The sequence below is a fragment of the Clostridium sp. C2-6-12 genome (assembly GCF_009928485.1).
Classification (GTDB): Bacteria; Bacillota; Clostridia; order Clostridiales; family Clostridiaceae; genus Clostridium.
Genome location: NZ_JAABNP010000013.1, coordinates 26157 through 46859 on the forward strand (window position 1 = coordinate 26157; position 20703 = coordinate 46859).

Genomic DNA, 20703 nt, shown 5'->3' on the forward strand with positions numbered 1-20703 from the left:
TCATTAGTTAATATCAATAAAATCTTACAACTTACTTATTTTTATATGCAAAAAAACCATGCAGGTTTATATCCCACATGGTTCAACAAATTATTACTAACATTTAATTCGTCATCACCAGCAGATACAAGCCTACGATTTATAGACTTGTATCTGCCTTTAAACAGACCAAGTCTTACTGATGATGATGGTGTATAAAATTAATTATCTTAAAATTAAATGCTTTCATAATATTTCCTCCTAAAATTTAATGTTTCTATTATATAACATTAATTTCCTATTTTCAATAGCAATTTATTAACTTCCTTTAATAAATAGTACCATATGTCCATTCTATTGGACATATGGTACTATAAATAATTCACTCAGATACTTATCCTATATATTATCAAAGATTAAATTCCTTTGGCTTTACACGAAGTGCTGTGCACATTTCTTTCACTAAAGCAATTTCAGCTTTGTCAAATTCGCCATCAGTGGCACCTATTGAGCAACATAATGCTATTAATGCCTTTCCAGCCTCTCGCTTACTTTTCATTTTAACAATTGCATTCATAGCTTCAGCTTTTCCAACATTATAATCAAATTCAAACATATCTGCATAATGATTAAATCTAGTTAAAACATCATCTAAATCGAATACTTTTAATGAATCATTAAGATTGATATATCTAACCATCTTTTCTTTTTCTTCTGAACTAATATTTCCATCACCACATGCAATCAATGCACAACTTGCTGCAGTTGCTTCCATAAAATCTTTATTAGCAAACTGTTTTAAACTCACTTCTGTTTTATCCTTTTGCTCTTTTAACCATTCTCCAATTGCCATGATTAACACACTCCATTCTATAATATCGTTGCTATTCTAAATATACATGAACAAATCGATTTTGGATCTATAATCATATATCCTTTTTTTATTTTAAACTTGCTTCATATATTTCTCTTTCCATTTAACAAAGTTAATTAGCAACCTTTTTATTCCACTTATTTAAGTATACAATTAACAAACCTATTTTTCTATATATTCCCCAATAATATCCATACCGAAATTAATATTAAAAAAATCATTATACAATAGAGTACTATCAAAAAACTATTTGCTTTTAATTCAATTATTACTTTCATTAACTGCAAATTCTTCAAAAGCTTTTAAGAAGGTATCAATATGATTTTCCTCATGTTTTACGCTTAAGAAAATTGCTTCAAATTGAGATGGTGCTATATTTATTCCACTTTTTATCATATGTTCAAAATATCTATTAAATCTTTCTACATTGCATGTCTTAACATTTTCATAAGTTCTAACTTCTTCTAATTCAGTAAAGAATATGGTCATCATTCCACCTACTCTATTCATTACAACAGGAAGATTATATTTTTCTGATATATTTTTAACTCCTGCTTCGAGTTTAGCTCCTATATTTTCAATATGATCATAATATGTCAAATTGTTTTTGAGCTTATTTAAGGTTGCAAGACCTGATGCCATAACAATTGGATTTCCTGACATAGTTCCTGCTTGATATACACCACCAAGTGGTGCTAAGTTTTCCATTATTTCTTTTCTTCCACCATATGCTCCACAAGGAAGTCCTCCACCCATTATTTTAGCATAAGTAACTAAATCTGGCTTTACATTAAATAAAGATTGAGCACCTTTAAATGCAACCCTAAATCCATTCATTACTTCATCAAAAATTAGTAATGCACCATAAGAATCGCATAGTTCTCTTAAAGTTTCCATAAAATCTTCTTCTGCTTTTATTACTCCCATATTTCCAGCTATAGGTTCAATAATAACTCCTGCAATTTCATCTCCATAAGTTTCAAAAAGCTTTCTTATTTGGTCCTTGTCATTATATATTCCAATCAAAGTATTTTCTATGCTTTCATTTGGAACGCCTAAAGAACCGGGAATCCCTCCTGTCATTACACCCGAACCTGCTTCAATTAAAAATCCATCAAAATGTCCATGATAACAGCCTGCAAATTTTATTATCCTCTTTTTCTTTGTATAACCTCTTGCAAGTTTAACAGCACTCATAGTAGCTTCTGTTCCTGAATTAACCATTCTTATCATCTCAACACTATCTAAATTTGAGCACATAAATTTTGCTAAGTCTAATTCTAATTTTGTTGGAGCTCCAAAGGCTAAAGCCTTTGAGCTAGTTTCATGAATTGCCTTAACCACATCTTCATCGCAATGCCCAAGAATTAGTGGACCCCATGCTAATACAAAATCTATATATTCATTATCTTCTTCATCTTTAATAATTACACCTTCACCTGACTTAATAATAGGAGGATTTAAATTCACTCCTCTAAATGCTCTAACTGGACTATTGACTCCACCTGGCATGTACTTTTCAGATTCTTTAAATATATCAAGGTTTTTCATTGTAATTCCTCCTTAGCCCGCATAATAACTATAAATATTTATATAGTTATATATTTAAATAGATAACTTTTTATATATTTAAATTTTTTCATATTTAAGTATCTATCTATTTTTATTTTTTTATATTTATCTAGATAAATTTATTTATATTAAAGTATTTTTATATGTTTATAGTTATATAGCTATCTTTATTAATATTTAAATATTAAACTATAATAACTTTACAGACATGCAAAAATTTCTTATTAACATGACAGTTATTTTTTATTTGTGAAATGTTCTTATTTGCAGGAAAGATCCATATTGTGGCATAGCTGCTTTTTTATTGGTATCTATTTTTTTAAAACCTTAGACGCTTCTAAAGCATGGTAAGTAATAATTATATCTGCCCCAGCTCTTTTAATTGAAGTCAATGTTTCCATCATAACTCTTTCTTCATCTATAAGTCCAAGCTTTCCTGCTGCTTTTACCATTGCAAATTCTCCACTTACATTATAAGCAACCAACGGAAGGTTAAAGTTTTCTCTGCAATCTCTAATTATATCTAAATATGAAAGAGCTGGCTTAACCATAATAAAATCTGCTCCTTCTTCTATATCCATTTGTGTTTCACGGATTGCTTCCATCCTATTTGCTGGATCCATTTGATAAGTTTTTCTATCCCCAAATTGTGGAGCTGAATTTGCTGCATCTCTAAATGGTCCATAAAAAGCTGAACAGTATTTTGCTGAATAACTCATAATGCTTATATGTTTAAAACCATTATTATCTAATGCATTTCTTATAGCTGCAATTCTTCCATCCATCATATCAGATGGAGCAATTATATCTGCACCAGCTTTTGCATGAGATACTGAAATCTTAGCTAAATAATCTAAAGTTTCATCATTATCTACATCTGAACCATGAATAATTCCACAATGACCATGTGAAGTATATTCACACATACAAACATCAGTTATAACTAATATATCTTTATCTATTTCTTTTATTTTTCTTATAGCTTGTTGAACAATTCCATTATCATTATAACTTTCCGAACCACATTCATCCTTATGTTCTGGTATTCCAAAAAGCAATACTCCTGCAATATTAGCATCTTTAACTTCTTTTATAACCTCATGAAGTCTATCTATTGAATAATGATAATTTCCTTCTAAAGAAGAAATTTCATTTTTAATATTTTCTCCTTCTACAACAAAAATAGGATATATAAAATCCTTTGAATTTAATGTTGTTTCTCTAACCATATCACGAATGGCTGAATTTGCTCTAAGTCTTCTTCCTCTTTTAATCATAATTTAATTTTAGCGACTATAAAATAATAACAAATATTATTTTCTCACTAAAAGATACACTTCCTCTCTTTATAAATTATTTATATATTCTTTAAACATATTTCCACGTATTTCAAAGTCTTTAAATTGATCCCATGAAGCACATGCAGGGCTTAGAAGTATGACATCTCCCTCTTTAGCAAAATTATACGCTATTTTAGTAGCCTCCTCTAAGTTATCAACAACCTCGCAAGAAATATCACACTCCATAGCAAAATCGTTTATTCTTATTTTAACTTCACCATAAGCTACAATTAATTTTACATTTTTTAAGAATTCCTTTAATTCAATAAAGCTTTGACCTCTATCTAATCCTCCTAACAATAATATTGTTGGTTTAGCAAAAGAAGCTAAGGCTGTTTGAGTTGACTTTATATTAGTTGCTTTAGAATCATTATAAAAATCAATATTTTTTATTGTTTTAACATATTCTAATCTATGTTCTACGCCACCAAAAACTTTTAAAACTCTAACTATAACATCATTATCTACATCAAATTCTTTCGCCACTGCAATAGCTGCCATAATGTTTTCATAATTATGCTTCCCTTTAATTTTCACTTCATCCAAATCTATTATTTTATTATTATTATAACAAATATATCCATCAATTATTGAACAGCCTAATTTATTACATGAATTAAATGAAAAATATTTCTTAGTGGATTCAATATCATTGGTTAATTCAATTACATTCTCATCATCTAAATTAATAATGGCTATATCTAGTTCAGTATGATGATTAAAAATTTTCTTTTTCATAAGTTTATAATTTTCATATGTGCCATGAAAATCAAGATGTGCTTCAGATAAATTGGTTAATACTGATATATTAGTCTTAAAATCTATCACATTGCATAATTGATGATCTGAAACTTCCATAACAGCAATGTCTCCATCTTTCAATTTTGATACAAAAGAACATGCTGGGTATCCTATGTTGCCCATTAAAAATGCACTCTTAAAAGCATTCTTTAAAAACTCATATATCAATGTAGTCGTCGTTGTTTTTCCATTAGTTCCTGTAACACCAATGATTGTTATACCTTTGCAAAAATATTTAAATGCTAATTCCATTTCATTTATAACTGGTATATTTAATTTTATGGCTTTCTTTATATACTCATGATCATTTGAAATCCCTGGATTTTTAACTATCATTTCGAAAGTATTATCAAATAAATTATCTGGATGACTGCCTGTAACAATTTTTACTCCAATTGATTGCAGCTCATGAATTTGTTCTGAATTTTGTTCATCTTTAGCATCATTAACAATAACCTCATATCCCTTGCTTGCCAGCAACTTTGCTGCTTCATAACCACTTCTAGCCATTCCTAAAACAAAGGCTTTCTTATTATTGCTCACTAACTCATCTCCATTCATTCAGTTAATAGTTGGTAATTTAGCCCTTATGATATCCTTTGGACAGTTAAGATTATATAAATAAGTTTTCTATTTCCTTTAGAAAACCATCCTCAGAATGTTCTTTGCATACATAAGCCTCTATTCCCAATTCCTTTAATGGCTCATATGTCTTTGGTCCTATAGCTATAACTTGTTTCTTTTTTATTTCTTCCATTCCAAGCATATCTACCATGTTTTTCACGGTTGATGGACTTGTGAAAAATACCACATCAACTTCTTCAAAGGATTTTTTATTTGCTACATTTCCGCAAACAGTATCATAGATAAATACTCTATCTACTTCTACACCTGTTTTAGCTAATTCTTCATATATATATTGTCTGCTCTTAGCTGAACAAGGTAAAAGCAGCTTTTCATTTTCTTTTAAATGAGGCTTTAGAATACTTACTAAACCTTCACCTACAAATTCTTTAGCCTTAGCAAAACATACAATTCCTCTTTTATTTAATGCATTTGCTGTTGCCTTGCCAATAGCTGAAATTTTTGCCTTTAGCTTTCTTATATCATAAGCCTTTTCAATTAAATAATCAAAAAATGTATCTACGCTATTCGCTGAAGTAAATACTATATGATCATAATTTTCTAATTTATTTATATATTCATTTAAATTATCAGAAGTGCTTTTTATTTCTATAGAATTAAAGCTTGTAACCTCTGCTCCTAATTTTACTAATTTATTTTTAAGATTCTCTGATTGTTTCTTTGTTCTTGTAATGCAAATATTCTTTCCAAAAAGAGGTTTATTTTCATACCAGCTCAAGTTTTCATTTAAGGTCACAACTTCTCCAACTACTATTATGCAAGGTGATTTTAAATTTGCTTCTTTTACTTTTTGTGAAATATTTTCTAAAGTTCCTATAACTTTTTTTTGCTTAGCTGAAGTACCTCTCATAACAACTCCACACGGTGTTAATGGAGATTTTCCATTAGCTATTAACTGACCTACTATATTCTCTAAATTGCTTAAGCCCATCATGAAAACTAAAGTTCCTTCTTCCCCAGCTAAAGCTTTAAAATTAACATTTAAATCCTGTGCTGATTTCCCTGTTACAATATGGAAGCTTTGTGCCATTCCTCTATGAGTTATTGGAATTCCTGCATAGTTTAATACTGCAATAGGTGAAGTTACTCCTGGAACTACTTCAAATGGAATATTTTCTTTAACTACTTCAAGAACTTCTTCTCCACCTCTTCCAAAAACATAAGGATCGCCACCTTTTATTCTTCCAACTACATGGCCTTCTTTTGCAAGTTTAACTATAAGCTCATTGATTTCCTCTTGAGTTTTTGAATGAGCTCCTGGCTCTTTTCCACAATAATAAATTTCACAATCTTCATTTAAATAATTTAATACATTATTTGAAACTAATCTATCATATAATACAGCTGTACATTCTTTTAAAACCCTTACGGCCTTAAGTGTTAATAATTCTTCATCTCCTGGGCCTGTTCCAATTATATAAACTTTGCTCATATCTTTTTTCTCCTATTTCAATAATCTTACTTAAATTTTATCATTATAATAATCTAAATCTATAGTTTTTTATACACTGCCACAAATCTAAATTAACTTTCTAATATTTTCTTAGCTAGTTTCTCTCCCAATTGAAGATTATCATATTTGCTGCCTAAAATATCTTTTTTAATTATTTTTCCACCTACATCATATATTCCTATCATATATAAATCATTTCCTTGAATTTCTGAGTAGGCTCCAATTAAACTGTGACAGTCCCCATTTAAGCTCTTCATAAAGCTTCTTTCAGCATTTACTGTAAGCTTTGCATTAGGATCTTCTAATTTTCTAAAAACTTCTCTAGCTTCACTTGTTTTTAAACATTCTATTCCTAAAGCTCCCTGAGCAACTGCTGGTATAAATTCAGTTGGATCAAAATATTCTGTTATTAAATGTTCTTCATTTAATCGTTTCAAGCCTGCTGAAGCTAAAATAATCCCGTCTAAATTTTGACTTTTCATTTTTTCAAGTCTTGTTTGAACATTTCCTCTTATTGAAACTATCTCCAAATCATTTCTAAGGAGTTTTAGCTGACACCCACGTCTTATACTGCTAGTTCCTATAACTGCGCCTTTTCTTAGTTCTTTAAAAGGTATATTATCCTTTGAAATAAGCACATCTCTTATATCTTCTCTTTCTGTTATAGCAGCAATTTCAAATTCCTCACTTAATTCATAAGGAACATCCTTCATGCTATGAACAGCTCCAGATGCTTTTTTATCTAAAAGTGCCAATTCGATATCTTTAACAAATAATCCTTTTCCTCCTATTTTAGCTAAAGAAACATCTAATTTTCTATCTCCCTCAGTAACTATGAGTAATTTTTCACTATCTATGTTAAATTGATCTTTTAAACTCTTCATTATTATTTCTGTTTGTGTTTGAGCCAATTTACTCTTTCTTGTTGCTATAATTAGTTTATTCATAAATTATTATTACCTCCACCTTGTTCTATCTATAATTTTAACAGATCATCTATGATTTCCTTTGGGAAATTGATCCTTAATGCTTCTTCTGCTTTTCCTTGGTCAAAAAGTATCTTAAAATCGTCATTTCCTATAAAACTCAGTATCAAATTCTTATATTCTGGATACTTTTTAGCTTTAGTTCTTATTTTACCCATAAAACTAAGGAAATCATCATATTCTTCTAATAAGCTTTTTACTTTTTCTGCTGCTAAAACAGCACCTTTAGGATTTCCTTGCTTTGTGTTTAATGCAAAACTTATATTTTTAGTGTCTCTTTCAATTGGAATAACTCCCATTCCACCCTTAAAATCAGAGGAATCTATATAAATTTTAAAATTATCCTCACAGTAATATTTTATTTTATCAATTACATTTTTATCCTCTATTGCAATAATTATAAGATGTTTATCTTTTAAAAAATCATAATTAAATTCTTCACTTATAAGTTTAAGTTTTTTTGCAGATTCTTTTGAAAGCTCTATTAAATCCTCTGTAAAAGTCTTAGATAAAACTTCAACATAGACGTTATCCTTAATAAAATGCCTTGCCTTAATTGTCCCTGCTTTTCCGCCTCCAACTATACCAATTCTAAGTTTATTGGATATAAATGAAATATATGAATATCTTATTTCTTCACTTGAAATATCTTCTCTATTATTTTCAAACATTCTTCTTCACACCCTTTTAAGGTTTCTTCTTTCATAACTTCAATAGCCCTGTTTATATAAAAATCCGAAGCACTTTTAATTAATTTTTCAGCTAATGGAACATCTTTTTCATTTCTGCTCTTATGCTTAAAAGTTTCAATTCTTTTTTGAGATATTTCGTTACCCAAACTTTTTAATCTTTTAATTTCAGGTGAAATACTTCTTAATTTAAGCCACTCTTCATATTCCTTCAAATATTTATTCATTATGAATTTATGCTCTTCCATTTTGTTTTTTCTAAGTACTTTATTTTTATCATTTATGTAACTTATAGTATCTATATTATATACTTCAGTTCTATCTAACACTGCAACTTCTTTTTCAACATCTCTTGGAACCGATAAATCATATATTATTAGCTTATGCCCTTCTTCATTAATATCTGATTTTTTTACTACTGGATGTGGAGCTGAAGTACATCCTATAATACATTCAATCTCATCAATATATTTATTTTTTTCTTCAAAACTGATTACTTTAACTCTTTCATCAGTAATCTCTTCTTTAATTTTATTATTTCTCACAACTAAATAGACAAGTTTAATATTATGAGAAAGAAGATATTTTAAAACAAGCTTTCCTACTTCTCCATATCCTAAAACCATATATTTAGTACATCCATGATTAAAAGCTTCATTTGCCACTATGGAAGCTGAAGATACTGGTATTTCAAACAATTTAGCTTCCTTCCTAAATCTTTTACCACAGGTTATTGCCTCTTGAAATAATCTATGTAATTCCAATGAAACTGCATCTATATCTAAAGCCTGTTCATAAGCATCCTTTACTTGCCCTAAAATTTGATCTTCTCCTAATATTTTAGAATGAAAACCACAACAAACTTCAAATAAATGTCTGTAAACATCTTTCTCCTTAGTTATAAAAACATATTGCTTATAATCATAATTCCAGCTGAAAATCCCAAAAATCTTTTTTAATAATTCTTCCTCATTAAAAGAAGCATTAAAATAAATTTCTGTTCTATTACAAGTAGCTAAAATAACTACCTCCTGCATTTCTTCAAGTAATTGTTGTACATATTCATTATATTTTTTTGGCTTTATAATAAATTTTTCTCTAACTTCTAAAGGTGTATTTTTTCTTATACCTATTAAGCCTATCAATGCTTGTCACCTCACATATTTTTAACTTCGTAATATTATAAAACAGACTTACTCCTCTTAATTATTCATTGAGTAAGCTATCATCATCAAATCATAGATTTTAGATATCTGTCTTAACTAATTCACACTAAATCATAGATTTTGGTTATCTACTTAAGTAAATATATAATATATTCTAGGTAATATCAATTTTTTCTTTAAAATATTATTATTTATTCTGTCTTTGACATATTTCTGACACAAAACTCTATTATAATAATATCATAAAGTAGTTAATTATTTACCCCTATTAAATATAAAATAGTAAATTATAGAATCAAAAAAGCTAAGTACAAGCCTCCCTATCTTATACTTAGCTTTTTTGTATTTTTTAACTACTTACTTAAATCAGATTATCACTAGAATATGATACTATCAATCATCATATTTACCAGCAAAAACCGCACCATTCATTTTCAAATAAGACTTTTCATGAGCTAACGCTTCTTGATGATATTTTGAATTGGTATAATTTTTATAATAATATTCTTTTAGTAATTTTAGGTCATTTCTATACTTTTCCACTTCCATTGCACACACTCTAGTCCATAAAAGTCTATCTATTGATACAATTAGAATATTCTCTTTCTCAATAGCATCTTTTTTGAAAAAATCATAATCTAGGTGTGCAATACTTCTCCATATTTCAAATTTTCCTATTACCATTCCCAAATCTCCATACAAATCTTTTCTATTATCGGGGTATTTTTCTGCTAGAATTTGATAATCATCATCCGTTATTATCAAATCTATATCTGCACCTGCTTTTCGCATTTCATAAAACTCCATAGCCATCCCCCCAATAAGAATAGGCTTTTTCGTAAATGATAAATTACTGGATACCAACATATCTGTAACATGATTAACAACATTATTCATTACAACCACTCCTACTAAAATATTACTTCCATCAACTCTATATCACCAAATAAACTTAATCATTATCCCAATTAAACTGTATATTTAACATATGCAATTCCATCATATGTTTCAACCTTATCAAAACCACATACTTCATAAAAATGCATGGTTTTAAGTGTTTTATCTGTTATTAAAACTATTTGTCTTACATCTTCATACTCATTCATAAATTCACCTATAAGCTGACGTCCAATTCCTTTACTTTGATATATCTCATCTACCAAAATATCTTGAATGTACATAATAGTTTCAGAATCGCCAACAGCTCTTAGCACTCCAACAAGTTTATAATTATCCCAGGCTGAAACAATAACACTAGAGTTTATAAATGCACGTTCCAATTTTTTCGCATCTTGAGTATAAATATGCCATCCAATATTGTTGTATAATTGTATTAGCTCTTCAACTTTAGGAACTACATTAATCTTATATGTTATTTTCATTTTCTTATTCTCCTCTCAGTAATAATAAATGATTAGAGAGAATTTCTTAATTTGATCATTTTTGTACCTCCTCAAAAGTTATAACTTTTCTTTTAATCATATTACAGGATATTATATCTTTACAAATTAATATCACAATCTATTAATCTAGGTGCTCTAATATCATGCTGTGCTAAAATCGGATTATCAACTGGATACTTTATTCCTATAGTTGAATCATTCCAAGCTACTTGACGTGAATACCTTGAATCAAAATAGTTATCTATTCTCATAACCACTTTTGTTTTATCTTCTAATGATAGGAAAGCATGTCCAAAACCTTTAGGAATAAAAATCTGTCTGCGATTTTCCGTGCTTAATTTTACTGATGTCCACTTCAAATAGGTTGGAGATTCTTTGCGCAAATCAACAGCATAATCTATTCCACTTCCTTCAATGCAATATAACAGTTTAGCCTGTGACATGGGATTATTTTGAAAATGGATGCCATATAAAGTTCCAGCTTTTAAAGGACAATATATATTTTCTTCAATATATTTAAAATCAATTCCAAATTTCATAAGTTCCTTTTGAGAAAAAGTTGAATACTTGGGGCCGCGACTATCTTCTCCTTCTTCATATTCAAATATCAAAACACCTTTTAAATCCGTATTAGTAACCTTCATACTTTATCTCTCCTGCATAAATATTGATACTACTTCTAAATTTATTAATTATCACAGTATTGATAATATCATCCCTATTCTTTAATAATCAAAAGTATTCTCTTTCACATTGGGTAACAAACTGTAAATTGATTTTCCTATCTTTTCTTCAAAATACTTTTTAATCTCAAATGTTGATTTCCATCGTGGGATTGTATATTCATTAATACCTCCTCTTAATGCAATGTCTACAATTCTTTTCTCGATTAATACAAACCCACTTGGCAATGATAAATAATCACATAATTTTATTAATTTATCATAATCTGTTTCCTCCGTATTAGATAAATAATTTTTTACATAATTTAATTCTTCAAGAGTACCATCCCATTTTCCTACAATAACGACCTCATTATTATATCTAAATGCTGTATGACTTAAACAAATTCTCCCTACCAAATCATAACCCTTACTAATTGCATATTTGTATCCATCTATTCCATGTCTCATAGCATGTACACCTTCTCTTCTTCCTATATCATGCAGCATTCCTAAAATATATGCAACCTCAGGATTTAAATTGTCAGTTTGCTCTGCTATTAATTTTGCACCTTCTGCTACATTCATAGAATGCATTACCCAAGGTCCTGGATTTAAATCTTCCGCTTCTTTTAATAATAATTTTGCTTTTTCTAAAGAAGGTATTCTTTCCTTTATGTAACTATTTTCCATTATAAATCTCCTCGTTTTTAATATTAATATTATTTTTGAAATGAATATATCAAATTATTATTTTCTTAGTATCTATAATTTTTTTGTAAAATAATAACGTTTGCCTTCCACTGGATATTCTTCGAGTACAAATTGTTCCTTATACCCATATTTCTTATAAAATTCTGGTGCCTGAAAGCTAAAAGTATCTAAAAATGCATACTTACATCCTCTCTTTTTAGCTGTGTCTTCAGCCATTTTTAATATCTGACTTCCAATATTTTGTCCCCTTAATTTCTCACTTACCCATAAGTATTTTACAGTCATCCAATTGCCATGGGTATTTCCAATCAAGCCTGCAATCATATCCCCATTTTCATCCTGCATATAAACACCTAAATCTTTGGGATTTTTATCTTCTATTTTAGCTAAATTATATTCTAATAATCCACGAAAAATAGTTTCTTCATCTTGCTTTTTTATCTTATCTGTAATATTGAGCTTCATATTAATTCTGCTACTCCTTATCTTATAAATTATATTAATATACTTTTAGTAAAAATTATTTCTAAAGGTTCATCATCTAATAATAAACTACCAGCATCTTTATATCCTAGTTTTCTATAAAAATGCTGTGCTTGTTCATTAGCTAAGGTAGATGTCATGACCATTTCGTAGCCTGAACTTCTCATTTCATTTTCCCAAAACCCAACCAATTCCTTTCCAATTCCCTTGCTCCTATGTTTTTCATCTAGATACAACATATTCATAAAAGGCGTATTGTCCCAAAAATAATTGTATCTTAACCACCCAATAATCTCGTTATTATGATTTTTTGCTATAATTACTTCCTTTTCATTAAGTTTATTTTTTATTAATTGCTTTGAAACATGCCTATCATTATTAAGTATAAATTCAAAGTCTAGCTCACTTGCATATTCAATTTTCATTATTAATGTCCTCCTCTAAAATTGATTCTATATTTCTAGTTTATATCTTAAGAGTATTTCTGAAGTACCATCTTCAAACTTAATAATATTATCTTGCTTAAAATTATGCTTTTCATAAAATTTTCTTGCATTATAGTTTTTTTCTAACACCCATAGAAATATTTTATTAACACTTTGCTTTTTTGCATATTCAATACAATCCTTAATCAAAATGTTACCTATGCCTTGTCCTTGAAAAAAAGTCTCAACATAAAGTTCAAAAATTTCAATGCTGTTTTCTATATCTATATCGTCAATCCTTCTCCACCTAATCAACCCTTTTAAAATCCCATCGTCATAAACATATAAATCTTCTAATTGTGATTCCTTATCACGAAAATCCAATGCCAAATCTAAAACCTGCATTTCATTAAATGAAACCTTATCATTGTTAAATATTTCTCTGTAAGCAATTCTTTTTGTAAAAATTAAAATTTCTGCTAGTCTAGATGCGTCTTTTACTTCTGCTTTTCTTATCATAATAATCCTCTCAAAATTTATGTATTAAATACTAATTACATGTTAAATTAGTATTTAAGTATTATTCTTTTAGTTTCACAAATAACTCCTTGTCTAAATCTGTACAAAAATACGTACTCTTCTATAAATATATTTTAGGTTCCTTTATAACTTTATTTTTCATTTTTAGAACTTTTGAAACTACAAATCTTGGAGTATAAACAATTTTTCTAGCATTTTTAGGACACCTTTTTACGCAGCTGAAGCAACGAAGACATTGTACTTCCTTTATTTGTAGATTCTCCTTATTTATAGCACCGCAAGGGCATAATTTTACACATATATTACAATGAGTGCATAAGCTCATATCTACTATAGGAGTTTTCGTAAATAATCTTGCACTATTTTTAGGAACTATCTTGGCCATCAATGGTAATTTTCCTTGAGGTATTTTAATTAAAATATCATTTAAATCTTTTGTTCTCTTTATTTTTTCTGCTATGCTTTTTCCAAATTCTTCAGCCTTTTTTATATCATCATTATTGGGGCGGTTTTGGGCAATATGTATCTCATCTGTTGAAAATGAATGTTCACCTATAAAAGAGCTTGCTGCAACCACCTTAAAGCCTGAATTTTTTGCTATGAAATCAAGTTGGTTTAAAACTATACCATCACCAATATTTCCATAAACACCAACAAGTACAATTGGTTTTCCATTACCTTTTAAATTAGTTAAAACTTCATATATTATTTCAGGAATTTTTTCTTCATAAACAGGCACACCAATTAATACCATGTCACTACTAATTGAAGGAATACTTGTATTTCTTACTTCAGGAAAAGTCAAATTAATTATTTGATTATTCTCAATCTCCATTCCTCTTATAATTGAATTAATGATTTTTTTAGTTGTACCTGTTGGTGAAAAATATATTGATGTTATCGACTCAATTAACATACTCATCCTCCGTTTTTTATTTTATTTCAATATTTTAGAAGTTGGTGTGCTTTGATGAAAAAGCATTTTCCACATTCCATCATAGTTTTTCCATATATAACTACGAAGTATTAATTTTTTCCTTATCAATAATATTAATCTCTTAATACTATGATCAACTACACTTATTACTTGATTAATGGTTGACACGAAGGACAATAATAAACAGCTCCGCCCAAATAAGCTTCCTTTACAATTTGACTCCCGCACTTTGGACAGCCATCACCAACTGTATTCCTTGATAATAGTACTTTATACCCACCATTATCTCCGAATATATCTTTTTCTGTATTACGTCCATGATTTTTAACCATATTCTCTAAAACTTCAATTATACTATTCAGCAACCTATCTTTTTCTTCTTTTCCAAATGTACTAATTTTTCGCTTAGGGTGAATACACGCTGTAAATAAAATATCCTGCAGCACTCCATTGCCAATGCCAGGAAATCTCTGTTCTGTTGCAATAAAAGCTTTTGCACTCAGATTTTGTTTAGCTTCAGTAAGAGTTTTCTCATAATAATTTGGAAACTCTGCTGAAAATATATCTACTGCACTCCTGCTCTTTATGTAATATTCATTATCATAATTCCCTTTATGAAGAATGATGCCTCCATACATAGCTACTGTAAAAACTAATACTAATTCATCATCAAATTCAATCAAAAGTTGATATCCTTTTAATGTTGTGCTGTTGTTCATAATTCGCGCATTTACACCATCATTAAAGCAAAGCTTATAACCATTACTAAATTCTATTTCAACGTATATTCCAAACCCAGCTACAGATATAACCTCACTGTCTTTTATAGCAGCCTCATATTCAGTAGGATCACCATTATACCAGCAAAATTTATGCACTTTTGATGGTGGCAAAACTTTATTAATCTTTTTACCTACAATAGTTTTTTCTAATTGCCTAGCGATAGTCAAGACTTCAGGAAATTCTAACATAATTTTTTTCTCTCCTTTTGATATCATATTTTAAATAATAAACTCTTTACTAATTTTTTAGATGAAAAAACAAATCTGATTTCTTGTTATTTTCTAATTATAGCATAATTTGTAAATATATCTTATTAAACTTTTAAACTGTTATTTATTTTTATATTTCTTTGTTTATATGGAATATTAAAATGAAACGGTCTTTATTGTAGGAAAGTTCTTATTGGGGGGTGCAGCCTTTTAAGGGGGCAAAAGTTCCGTGGTTGTGGCATAGCCACTCTTTTTATATGTGAAATGATCCGTGGTTGCAGTATAGCTGCTCTTTTATAAGGTGAAATGATCCGTGGTTGCAGCATAGCTGCTCTTTTTTAAGGTGAAATGTTCCTTGGTTGCAGCATAGCTGCTCTTTTTTAAGGTGAAATGTTCCTTGGTTGCAGCATAGCTGCTCTTTTTTAAGGTGTGTATCTTTTTTCAAAACATGGGTACACTTAAGAGGTGATGTTAATTAATTAATTATTTATATTGATGAGTAGGTGAATTAAAATTATGCGAATACCAAAACATATAGGTATAATTCCTGATGGTAACAGAAGATGGGCTTTGGCTAATGAATTAACTAAGGATAAAGGATATAATCATGGAATAAATCCAGGGCTTGAGGTTTTTAAATTATGCCAAAAAGAAAATATTCAAGAAGTGACCTTTTATGGCTTTACAGTAGATAATACTAAGCGCCCAAAAGAACAAAAAGAGGCCTTTACAAAAGCTTGTATAAATTCTGTTATGCTTCTAACAAAAGAAAATTGCGAAATATTAGTTTTGGGAAATACCGATTCCAATTGCTTTCCTAAAGAACTATTACCTTTTACTGAAAGAAAAAAATTTGGTTCTGGGGGAATTAAAGCAAATTTTTTAATTAATTACGGCTGGGAATGGGACTTAAATTTAATAAAGAATTGTAATTCTTCAAATAAACAAATTCAACCCTATTTACATTCAAAAGATATTTCTAGAATAGATTTAATAATAAGATGGGGAGGCCGAAGAAGGTTAAGCGGTTTATTACCCGTTCAATCAGTGTATTCTGATTTTTATATTTTGGATAATTACTGGCCTGATTTTAATGAAAAAGATTTTTATGAAGCATTAAACTGGTACAATGAGCAAGACGTAACTTTAGGTGGATAAAAAACGCATATAATATAGTAAAAAGGAGTTTATATGAAAAACATATCTTTCTCATAAACTCCTTTTTATACTTAAAGGTTCATCATTCTATTTCTGATTTATCTTTACATCTACAAACTTTCTCATGCATTAATTTCATAGACTTAAATAGATTTATACTTTAAAATAGAGTATATTATTATAATGTTAATTTACATTGCTTATTTAGGAGTGAAACTTATGCTTAAAATTATTATAACTTATTTACTTATAATTAACTTTGTTGGATTTATTATTATGCTTATTGACAAGAAAAGAGCTGTTCACAAAGAATGGAGAATACCCGAAAATACTCTTATTGGTATTTCCATAGCAGGAGGCTCTATTGGGATGCTCTTTGGCATGTCTGCTTTTAGACACAAGACAAAGCATGTGAAATTTAAGTATGGTGTGCCATTTATACTCTTTATTCAAATCGGATTAATTGTACTATATTTTAATTATTAAATAATCAGTGCTATATAGATATTGGAAACACCAATTAATTGTTGTCCTCTCCTATTAATGTTTAATAACTCAGTTTAATCTAATCAACATCATTTATTAGAACAATTTAAAGTTTTTCCAATATTTTATATTGATATTTACTTAATAGTATTATTGAAAAAATTGATCCGATTAATGCACATGTCATATCCCATTGGGTATCCCACACATCTCCTTGAGTCCCCAAAAAGGCATCTGCTGCCTCCCCTGTAATCATTGCAACTGCAAATTCTATTAATTCATAGGAAGCGCTAATTGCAAGACAGATGGAGATTACAATAAAATTAGTCCATGCTTTGTTTTTTATCATTTTATTCCTAATGAATACTTCTCTAATAACAATTGCCGGTACAAATCCTTGCGCTAAATGCCCTACCCTATCATAATAATTTCTACTAAGGTGAAAAATATCTTTTAACCAATTAAACAACGGCATTTCTGCATAAGTATAATGTCCGCCGACTATTAATATAAGTGCATGGATCCATATAATCATATAAGTAAAACTTGTGAATTTAAATTTTTTATATGTAACTACTAATACTATTTCAGCTATAATAACTGGTAAAACCTCTAAAAACCATGTAAATAAGTCATGACAATTAACTGCAGATAAAATCAAAATTATTGATATACTAATAATTAATATCTTGTTAAAAAACTCTTTTCTCATTATTGTTCCCTCTGTATCATATTTCATATATATTTAATTCTTTTTATTTTATCCTTTGTTATTTATTATAAATTTTGTATACACTAAATTAATCAATATAAAACAAATTAGACATGCTTATGAAATTATTTAAACAAAGCATGTCTAATTTAATGAATTTAAAGTGTGTTAAGATCAAAAGGTGTATTTTGATATACACAATAATTCAGCCAATTTCCAAAAACTATATTAGCGCTTCCTCTCCACATTTGCCATGGAGTTTGAGTTGGATCATCGTTTTTAAAATAATTTTTTGGAATAGCTATTTTATCTCCCTTTTCTAAATCTCTTACATATTCATCTTTTAAGGTGTTTCTATCATATTCAAGGTGACCTGTTATAAATACTTTTCTTCTATCTTTTGAAGCAACAATAAATACGCCTGCTTCCTCAGATTCAGATAATATTTCTATATCAGAAACCTTTTCTATATCCTCTTTTCTAACTTCTGTATGTCTTGAGTGAGGCGCATAAAAAATATCACTTAACCCTCTTGTGAGATCAGCCATTTCATCATTTACAGTATGAGAAAATACTCCAAACATTTTTTCCTTTAAATCATATTTAGGTATATTATAGTGATAATATAATCCTGCTTGAGAAGCCCAACAAATATGAAGCGATGAAAATACATTGGTTTTGCTCCATTCCATGATCTTTTTAAGTTCTTCCCAATAAGTAACATCTTCAAATTTCATTTGTTCAACAGGTGCTCCTGTTATTATAAGCCCATCATACTTTTGGTTCTTAATGTCATCAAAATAACAATAAAACCTTTCTAAATGTTCTAAAGGTGTATTTTGTGAAACATAACTTTTTGTTTGTATTAAGGTTATTTCTACCTGAAGCGGTGAATTGGACAAATATCTTAGTAATTGATTTTCTGTTACAATTTTTTTTGGCATTAAATTGAGAATTGCTATTTTTAATGGTCTTATATCCTGAGTATTAGCCCTTTCATCATTCATTATAAATATATTTTCATTAGATAAAACCTGAAATGCAGGTAATTCTATAGGAATTTTAATTGGCATTCCTAAAGTCCCCCTTCTGTCTAAATTTTTGTTTATAATTGCTATTGCTAAAACTTATTATAACTATTATATCAAAATTCTATTTCTTATCAACAAAATAAATATATTGTAGCTATATTAATCAAAGTAACGAGCTGAATTAATTATAAAATAAAATCACATTATCGCTTTTCTTAAAGCAATTAATTAGACACTACTAGAATAATTTCATATTTTATGGTAAATAATATGTCATATCCTAAAATATCCAATTAACTATTTCTAAAAATTTAGTACCTTAGAATATTTTTTTAACATTAATTTGCATGCATAATTATTAAACTTTTTATATTTTTATTCTAAACATTCAAATAATTAAATTTATTCATTACTCCCGAATAGTCTTAACAACTATTATAATCACAATTATGCTATACTTATAAATATACATTTATAAAAAGGGGGCATGTATAATGGTTTTAAAATCTAATATATTAATTGGTTTTGTCGGAACCTATACAAAAAATAATAGTAAGGGGATTTATCGCATAAATTTCAACACAGTTACTGGTAGCATTGAGAAACAATGTCTAGGTTATGAAATTGAAAATCCTACATATTTATCTATTGATAAAGAAAAACATATACTTTATTCAAGTTGTAAAATTGGAGAAAAATCTGGCTTGTCATCTTTTAAGTATTGGCAAGAAAAAGATCAATTATATTTAATAAATTCCATCCTTTTAGAAGAAAAACAACCTTGTCACGTAAGCTTAAGCAATAATAAACAAAAAGCTATTACTTCAAATTATCATGAAAATAAAATGCTTATTTATAGTACTTTAGATGGATTAATATTAAATTCACCAATTGCTGGAAGCCATAAAGGTTCTAGTATAAATAAAACAAGGCAAGAAAAACCTCATATCCATTGTTCTATACTTACAGCTGATGAAAAATACATTTTGTCAATTGATCTAGGAATAGATAAAATGATTGTTTCTACTTTAAATAACAATAATGAGCTGATTCAATTAAATGATATGAGTTATTCTTTCCCACCAGGAACAGGACCAAGACATATAACATATTCTATCAATAAGCCTTTTTATTATGTTATAAGTGAATTGACTTCTGAAATTTTTGTTTTTAAGTATGATTCTAAATCAAAAACTCCTTTTAAGAATATTCAAGTATTAAGCAGCTTACCGATAGAATATAAAGGTAAGAAATCTGGTGCAGCTATACGTATTCACAAAAATAATAAATTTCTCTATACTTCAGATAGGGGAAATAATTCTTTAAGTTTATTTTACATTAGTTCTAAGGACGGAACCTTAGAACACATTAACACCCTTTCATGTATGGGGGATTCACCTAGAGATTTTCAAATTGATCCTACAGGTAACTTCTTGCTTTGCGCAAATGAAAACTCTAACACCATTACAATATTCTCTATCAATCAAACAACAGGAATATTAAAATTAATTAAGGAAGAAAATATTCCAACTCCTATTTGTATTGAATTTGCATAATAATTCTAAATAAAACAAAGGCTGAAACATTAAGTTAATTAATCTTATTGTTCAGCCTTTTTTAATACTTTTAGCAGTATAACCTTAAATATATACAAT

23 protein-coding genes are annotated in these 20703 nt (G+C 28.5%); 4 read left to right on the forward strand and 19 right to left on the reverse strand.

Features of this window, described 5'->3' with window-relative positions; all coding sequences use genetic code 11:
- The first annotated feature begins 45 nt into the window (after nucleotides 1–45).
- Nucleotides 46–198 (forward strand): hypothetical protein, encoded by a 153-nt coding sequence (locus GXK56_RS12405; RefSeq protein ID WP_160687775.1) that lies wholly within the window; start codon nucleotides 46–48, stop codon nucleotides 196–198.
- A gap of 190 nt (nucleotides 199–388) precedes the next feature.
- Here GXK56_RS12405 and GXK56_RS12410 read toward each other — a convergent pair whose 3' ends face one another.
- From GXK56_RS12410 to GXK56_RS12490, 17 genes are all read right to left on the reverse strand, one after another.
- Entirely contained in the window at nucleotides 389–832 is a 444-nt protein-coding gene (locus GXK56_RS12410) for a TerB family tellurite resistance protein (RefSeq protein WP_160687776.1), read from the reverse strand.
- A 282-nt stretch (nucleotides 833–1114) separates the two neighbouring features.
- Nucleotides 1115–2404 (reverse strand): glutamate-1-semialdehyde 2,1-aminomutase, encoded by a 1290-nt coding sequence (hemL, locus tag GXK56_RS12415; protein ID WP_160687777.1) that lies wholly within the window; start codon nucleotides 2402–2404, stop codon nucleotides 1115–1117.
- Between the two features lie 332 nt (nucleotides 2405–2736).
- Entirely contained in the window at nucleotides 2737–3702 is a 966-nt protein-coding gene (hemB, locus tag GXK56_RS12420) for a porphobilinogen synthase (protein ID WP_160687778.1), read from the reverse strand.
- A gap of 69 nt (nucleotides 3703–3771) precedes the next feature.
- Complete coding sequence (gene murD / locus GXK56_RS12425) at nucleotides 3772–5109, reverse strand: UDP-N-acetylmuramoyl-L-alanine--D-glutamate ligase (RefSeq protein ID WP_160687979.1); 1338 nt, start codon at nucleotides 5107–5109, stop codon at nucleotides 3772–3774.
- Between the two features lie 70 nt (nucleotides 5110–5179).
- Nucleotides 5180–6643: a uroporphyrinogen-III C-methyltransferase gene (cobA, locus tag GXK56_RS12430; protein ID WP_160687779.1), complete on the reverse strand. Its 1464-nt coding sequence runs from the start codon at nucleotides 6641–6643 to the stop codon at nucleotides 5180–5182.
- Between the two features lie 92 nt (nucleotides 6644–6735).
- Complete coding sequence (gene hemC / locus GXK56_RS12435) at nucleotides 6736–7611, reverse strand: hydroxymethylbilane synthase (protein WP_160687780.1); 876 nt, start codon at nucleotides 7609–7611, stop codon at nucleotides 6736–6738.
- A 29-nt stretch (nucleotides 7612–7640) separates the two neighbouring features.
- Complete coding sequence (locus GXK56_RS12440) at nucleotides 7641–8321, reverse strand: NAD(P)-dependent oxidoreductase (protein WP_160687781.1); 681 nt, start codon at nucleotides 8319–8321, stop codon at nucleotides 7641–7643.
- A complete protein-coding gene (gene hemA / locus GXK56_RS12445) occupies nucleotides 8279–9484 on the reverse strand; it encodes a glutamyl-tRNA reductase (RefSeq protein WP_160687782.1) in 1206 nt (401 codons plus the stop codon). Before hemA ends, GXK56_RS12440 begins: the two co-directional genes overlap by 43 nt.
- Before the next feature lie 414 nt (nucleotides 9485–9898).
- Entirely contained in the window at nucleotides 9899–10402 is a 504-nt protein-coding gene (locus GXK56_RS12450; protein ID WP_160687783.1) for a hypothetical protein, read from the reverse strand.
- Between the two features lie 71 nt (nucleotides 10403–10473).
- Nucleotides 10474–10887 (reverse strand): GNAT family N-acetyltransferase, encoded by a 414-nt coding sequence (locus GXK56_RS12455; protein ID WP_160687784.1) that lies wholly within the window; start codon nucleotides 10885–10887, stop codon nucleotides 10474–10476.
- 119 nt (nucleotides 10888–11006) lie between these two features.
- Complete coding sequence (gene rfbC, locus GXK56_RS12460; protein WP_160687785.1) at nucleotides 11007–11552, reverse strand: dTDP-4-dehydrorhamnose 3,5-epimerase; 546 nt, start codon at nucleotides 11550–11552, stop codon at nucleotides 11007–11009.
- A gap of 81 nt (nucleotides 11553–11633) precedes the next feature.
- Nucleotides 11634–12263, reverse strand: a complete 630-nt coding sequence (locus GXK56_RS12465) for an HD domain-containing protein (RefSeq protein WP_160687786.1) — start codon at nucleotides 12261–12263, stop codon at nucleotides 11634–11636.
- Between the two features lie 72 nt (nucleotides 12264–12335).
- Nucleotides 12336–12749, reverse strand: coding sequence for a GNAT family N-acetyltransferase (locus tag GXK56_RS12470; RefSeq protein WP_160687787.1), 414 nt, complete (start codon nucleotides 12747–12749; stop codon nucleotides 12336–12338).
- 29 nt (nucleotides 12750–12778) lie between these two features.
- Complete coding sequence (locus tag GXK56_RS12475; protein ID WP_160687788.1) at nucleotides 12779–13192, reverse strand: GNAT family N-acetyltransferase; 414 nt, start codon at nucleotides 13190–13192, stop codon at nucleotides 12779–12781.
- 27 nt (nucleotides 13193–13219) lie between these two features.
- Entirely contained in the window at nucleotides 13220–13711 is a 492-nt protein-coding gene (locus GXK56_RS12480; protein ID WP_160687789.1) for a GNAT family N-acetyltransferase, read from the reverse strand.
- Between the two features lie 121 nt (nucleotides 13712–13832).
- A complete protein-coding gene (locus GXK56_RS12485; RefSeq protein WP_160687790.1) occupies nucleotides 13833–14648 on the reverse strand; it encodes an EFR1 family ferrodoxin in 816 nt (271 codons plus the stop codon).
- 167 nt (nucleotides 14649–14815) lie between these two features.
- Nucleotides 14816–15640 carry a DNA-formamidopyrimidine glycosylase family protein gene (locus GXK56_RS12490; RefSeq protein ID WP_160687791.1) on the reverse strand — a complete coding sequence of 275 codons (825 nt, stop codon included), beginning with the start codon at nucleotides 15638–15640 and terminating at the stop codon, nucleotides 14816–14818.
- 537 nt (nucleotides 15641–16177) lie between these two features.
- Between GXK56_RS12490 and GXK56_RS12495 the strand changes: the two genes are divergently transcribed.
- Complete coding sequence (locus tag GXK56_RS12495) at nucleotides 16178–16819, forward strand: undecaprenyl diphosphate synthase family protein (RefSeq protein WP_160687792.1); 642 nt, start codon at nucleotides 16178–16180, stop codon at nucleotides 16817–16819.
- A 219-nt stretch (nucleotides 16820–17038) separates the two neighbouring features.
- Nucleotides 17039–17305, forward strand: coding sequence for a DUF1294 domain-containing protein (locus GXK56_RS12500; RefSeq protein ID WP_160687793.1), 267 nt, complete (start codon nucleotides 17039–17041; stop codon nucleotides 17303–17305).
- A 106-nt stretch (nucleotides 17306–17411) separates the two neighbouring features.
- Here GXK56_RS12500 and GXK56_RS12505 read toward each other — a convergent pair whose 3' ends face one another.
- Together GXK56_RS12505 and metA are read right to left on the reverse strand one after the other, a co-directional pair.
- Nucleotides 17412–18017 (reverse strand): DUF2238 domain-containing protein, encoded by a 606-nt coding sequence (locus tag GXK56_RS12505; RefSeq protein ID WP_160687794.1) that lies wholly within the window; start codon nucleotides 18015–18017, stop codon nucleotides 17412–17414.
- A 158-nt stretch (nucleotides 18018–18175) separates the two neighbouring features.
- Nucleotides 18176–19090, reverse strand: coding sequence for a homoserine O-succinyltransferase (gene metA, locus GXK56_RS12510; protein ID WP_160687796.1), 915 nt, complete (start codon nucleotides 19088–19090; stop codon nucleotides 18176–18178).
- A 452-nt stretch (nucleotides 19091–19542) separates the two neighbouring features.
- Here metA and GXK56_RS12515 point away from each other — a divergent pair, with 452 nt between their 5' ends.
- Nucleotides 19543–20604 carry a lactonase family protein gene (locus GXK56_RS12515; protein ID WP_160687798.1) on the forward strand — a complete coding sequence of 354 codons (1062 nt, stop codon included), beginning with the start codon at nucleotides 19543–19545 and terminating at the stop codon, nucleotides 20602–20604.
- The last annotated feature ends 99 nt before the right edge of the window (nucleotides 20605–20703 follow it).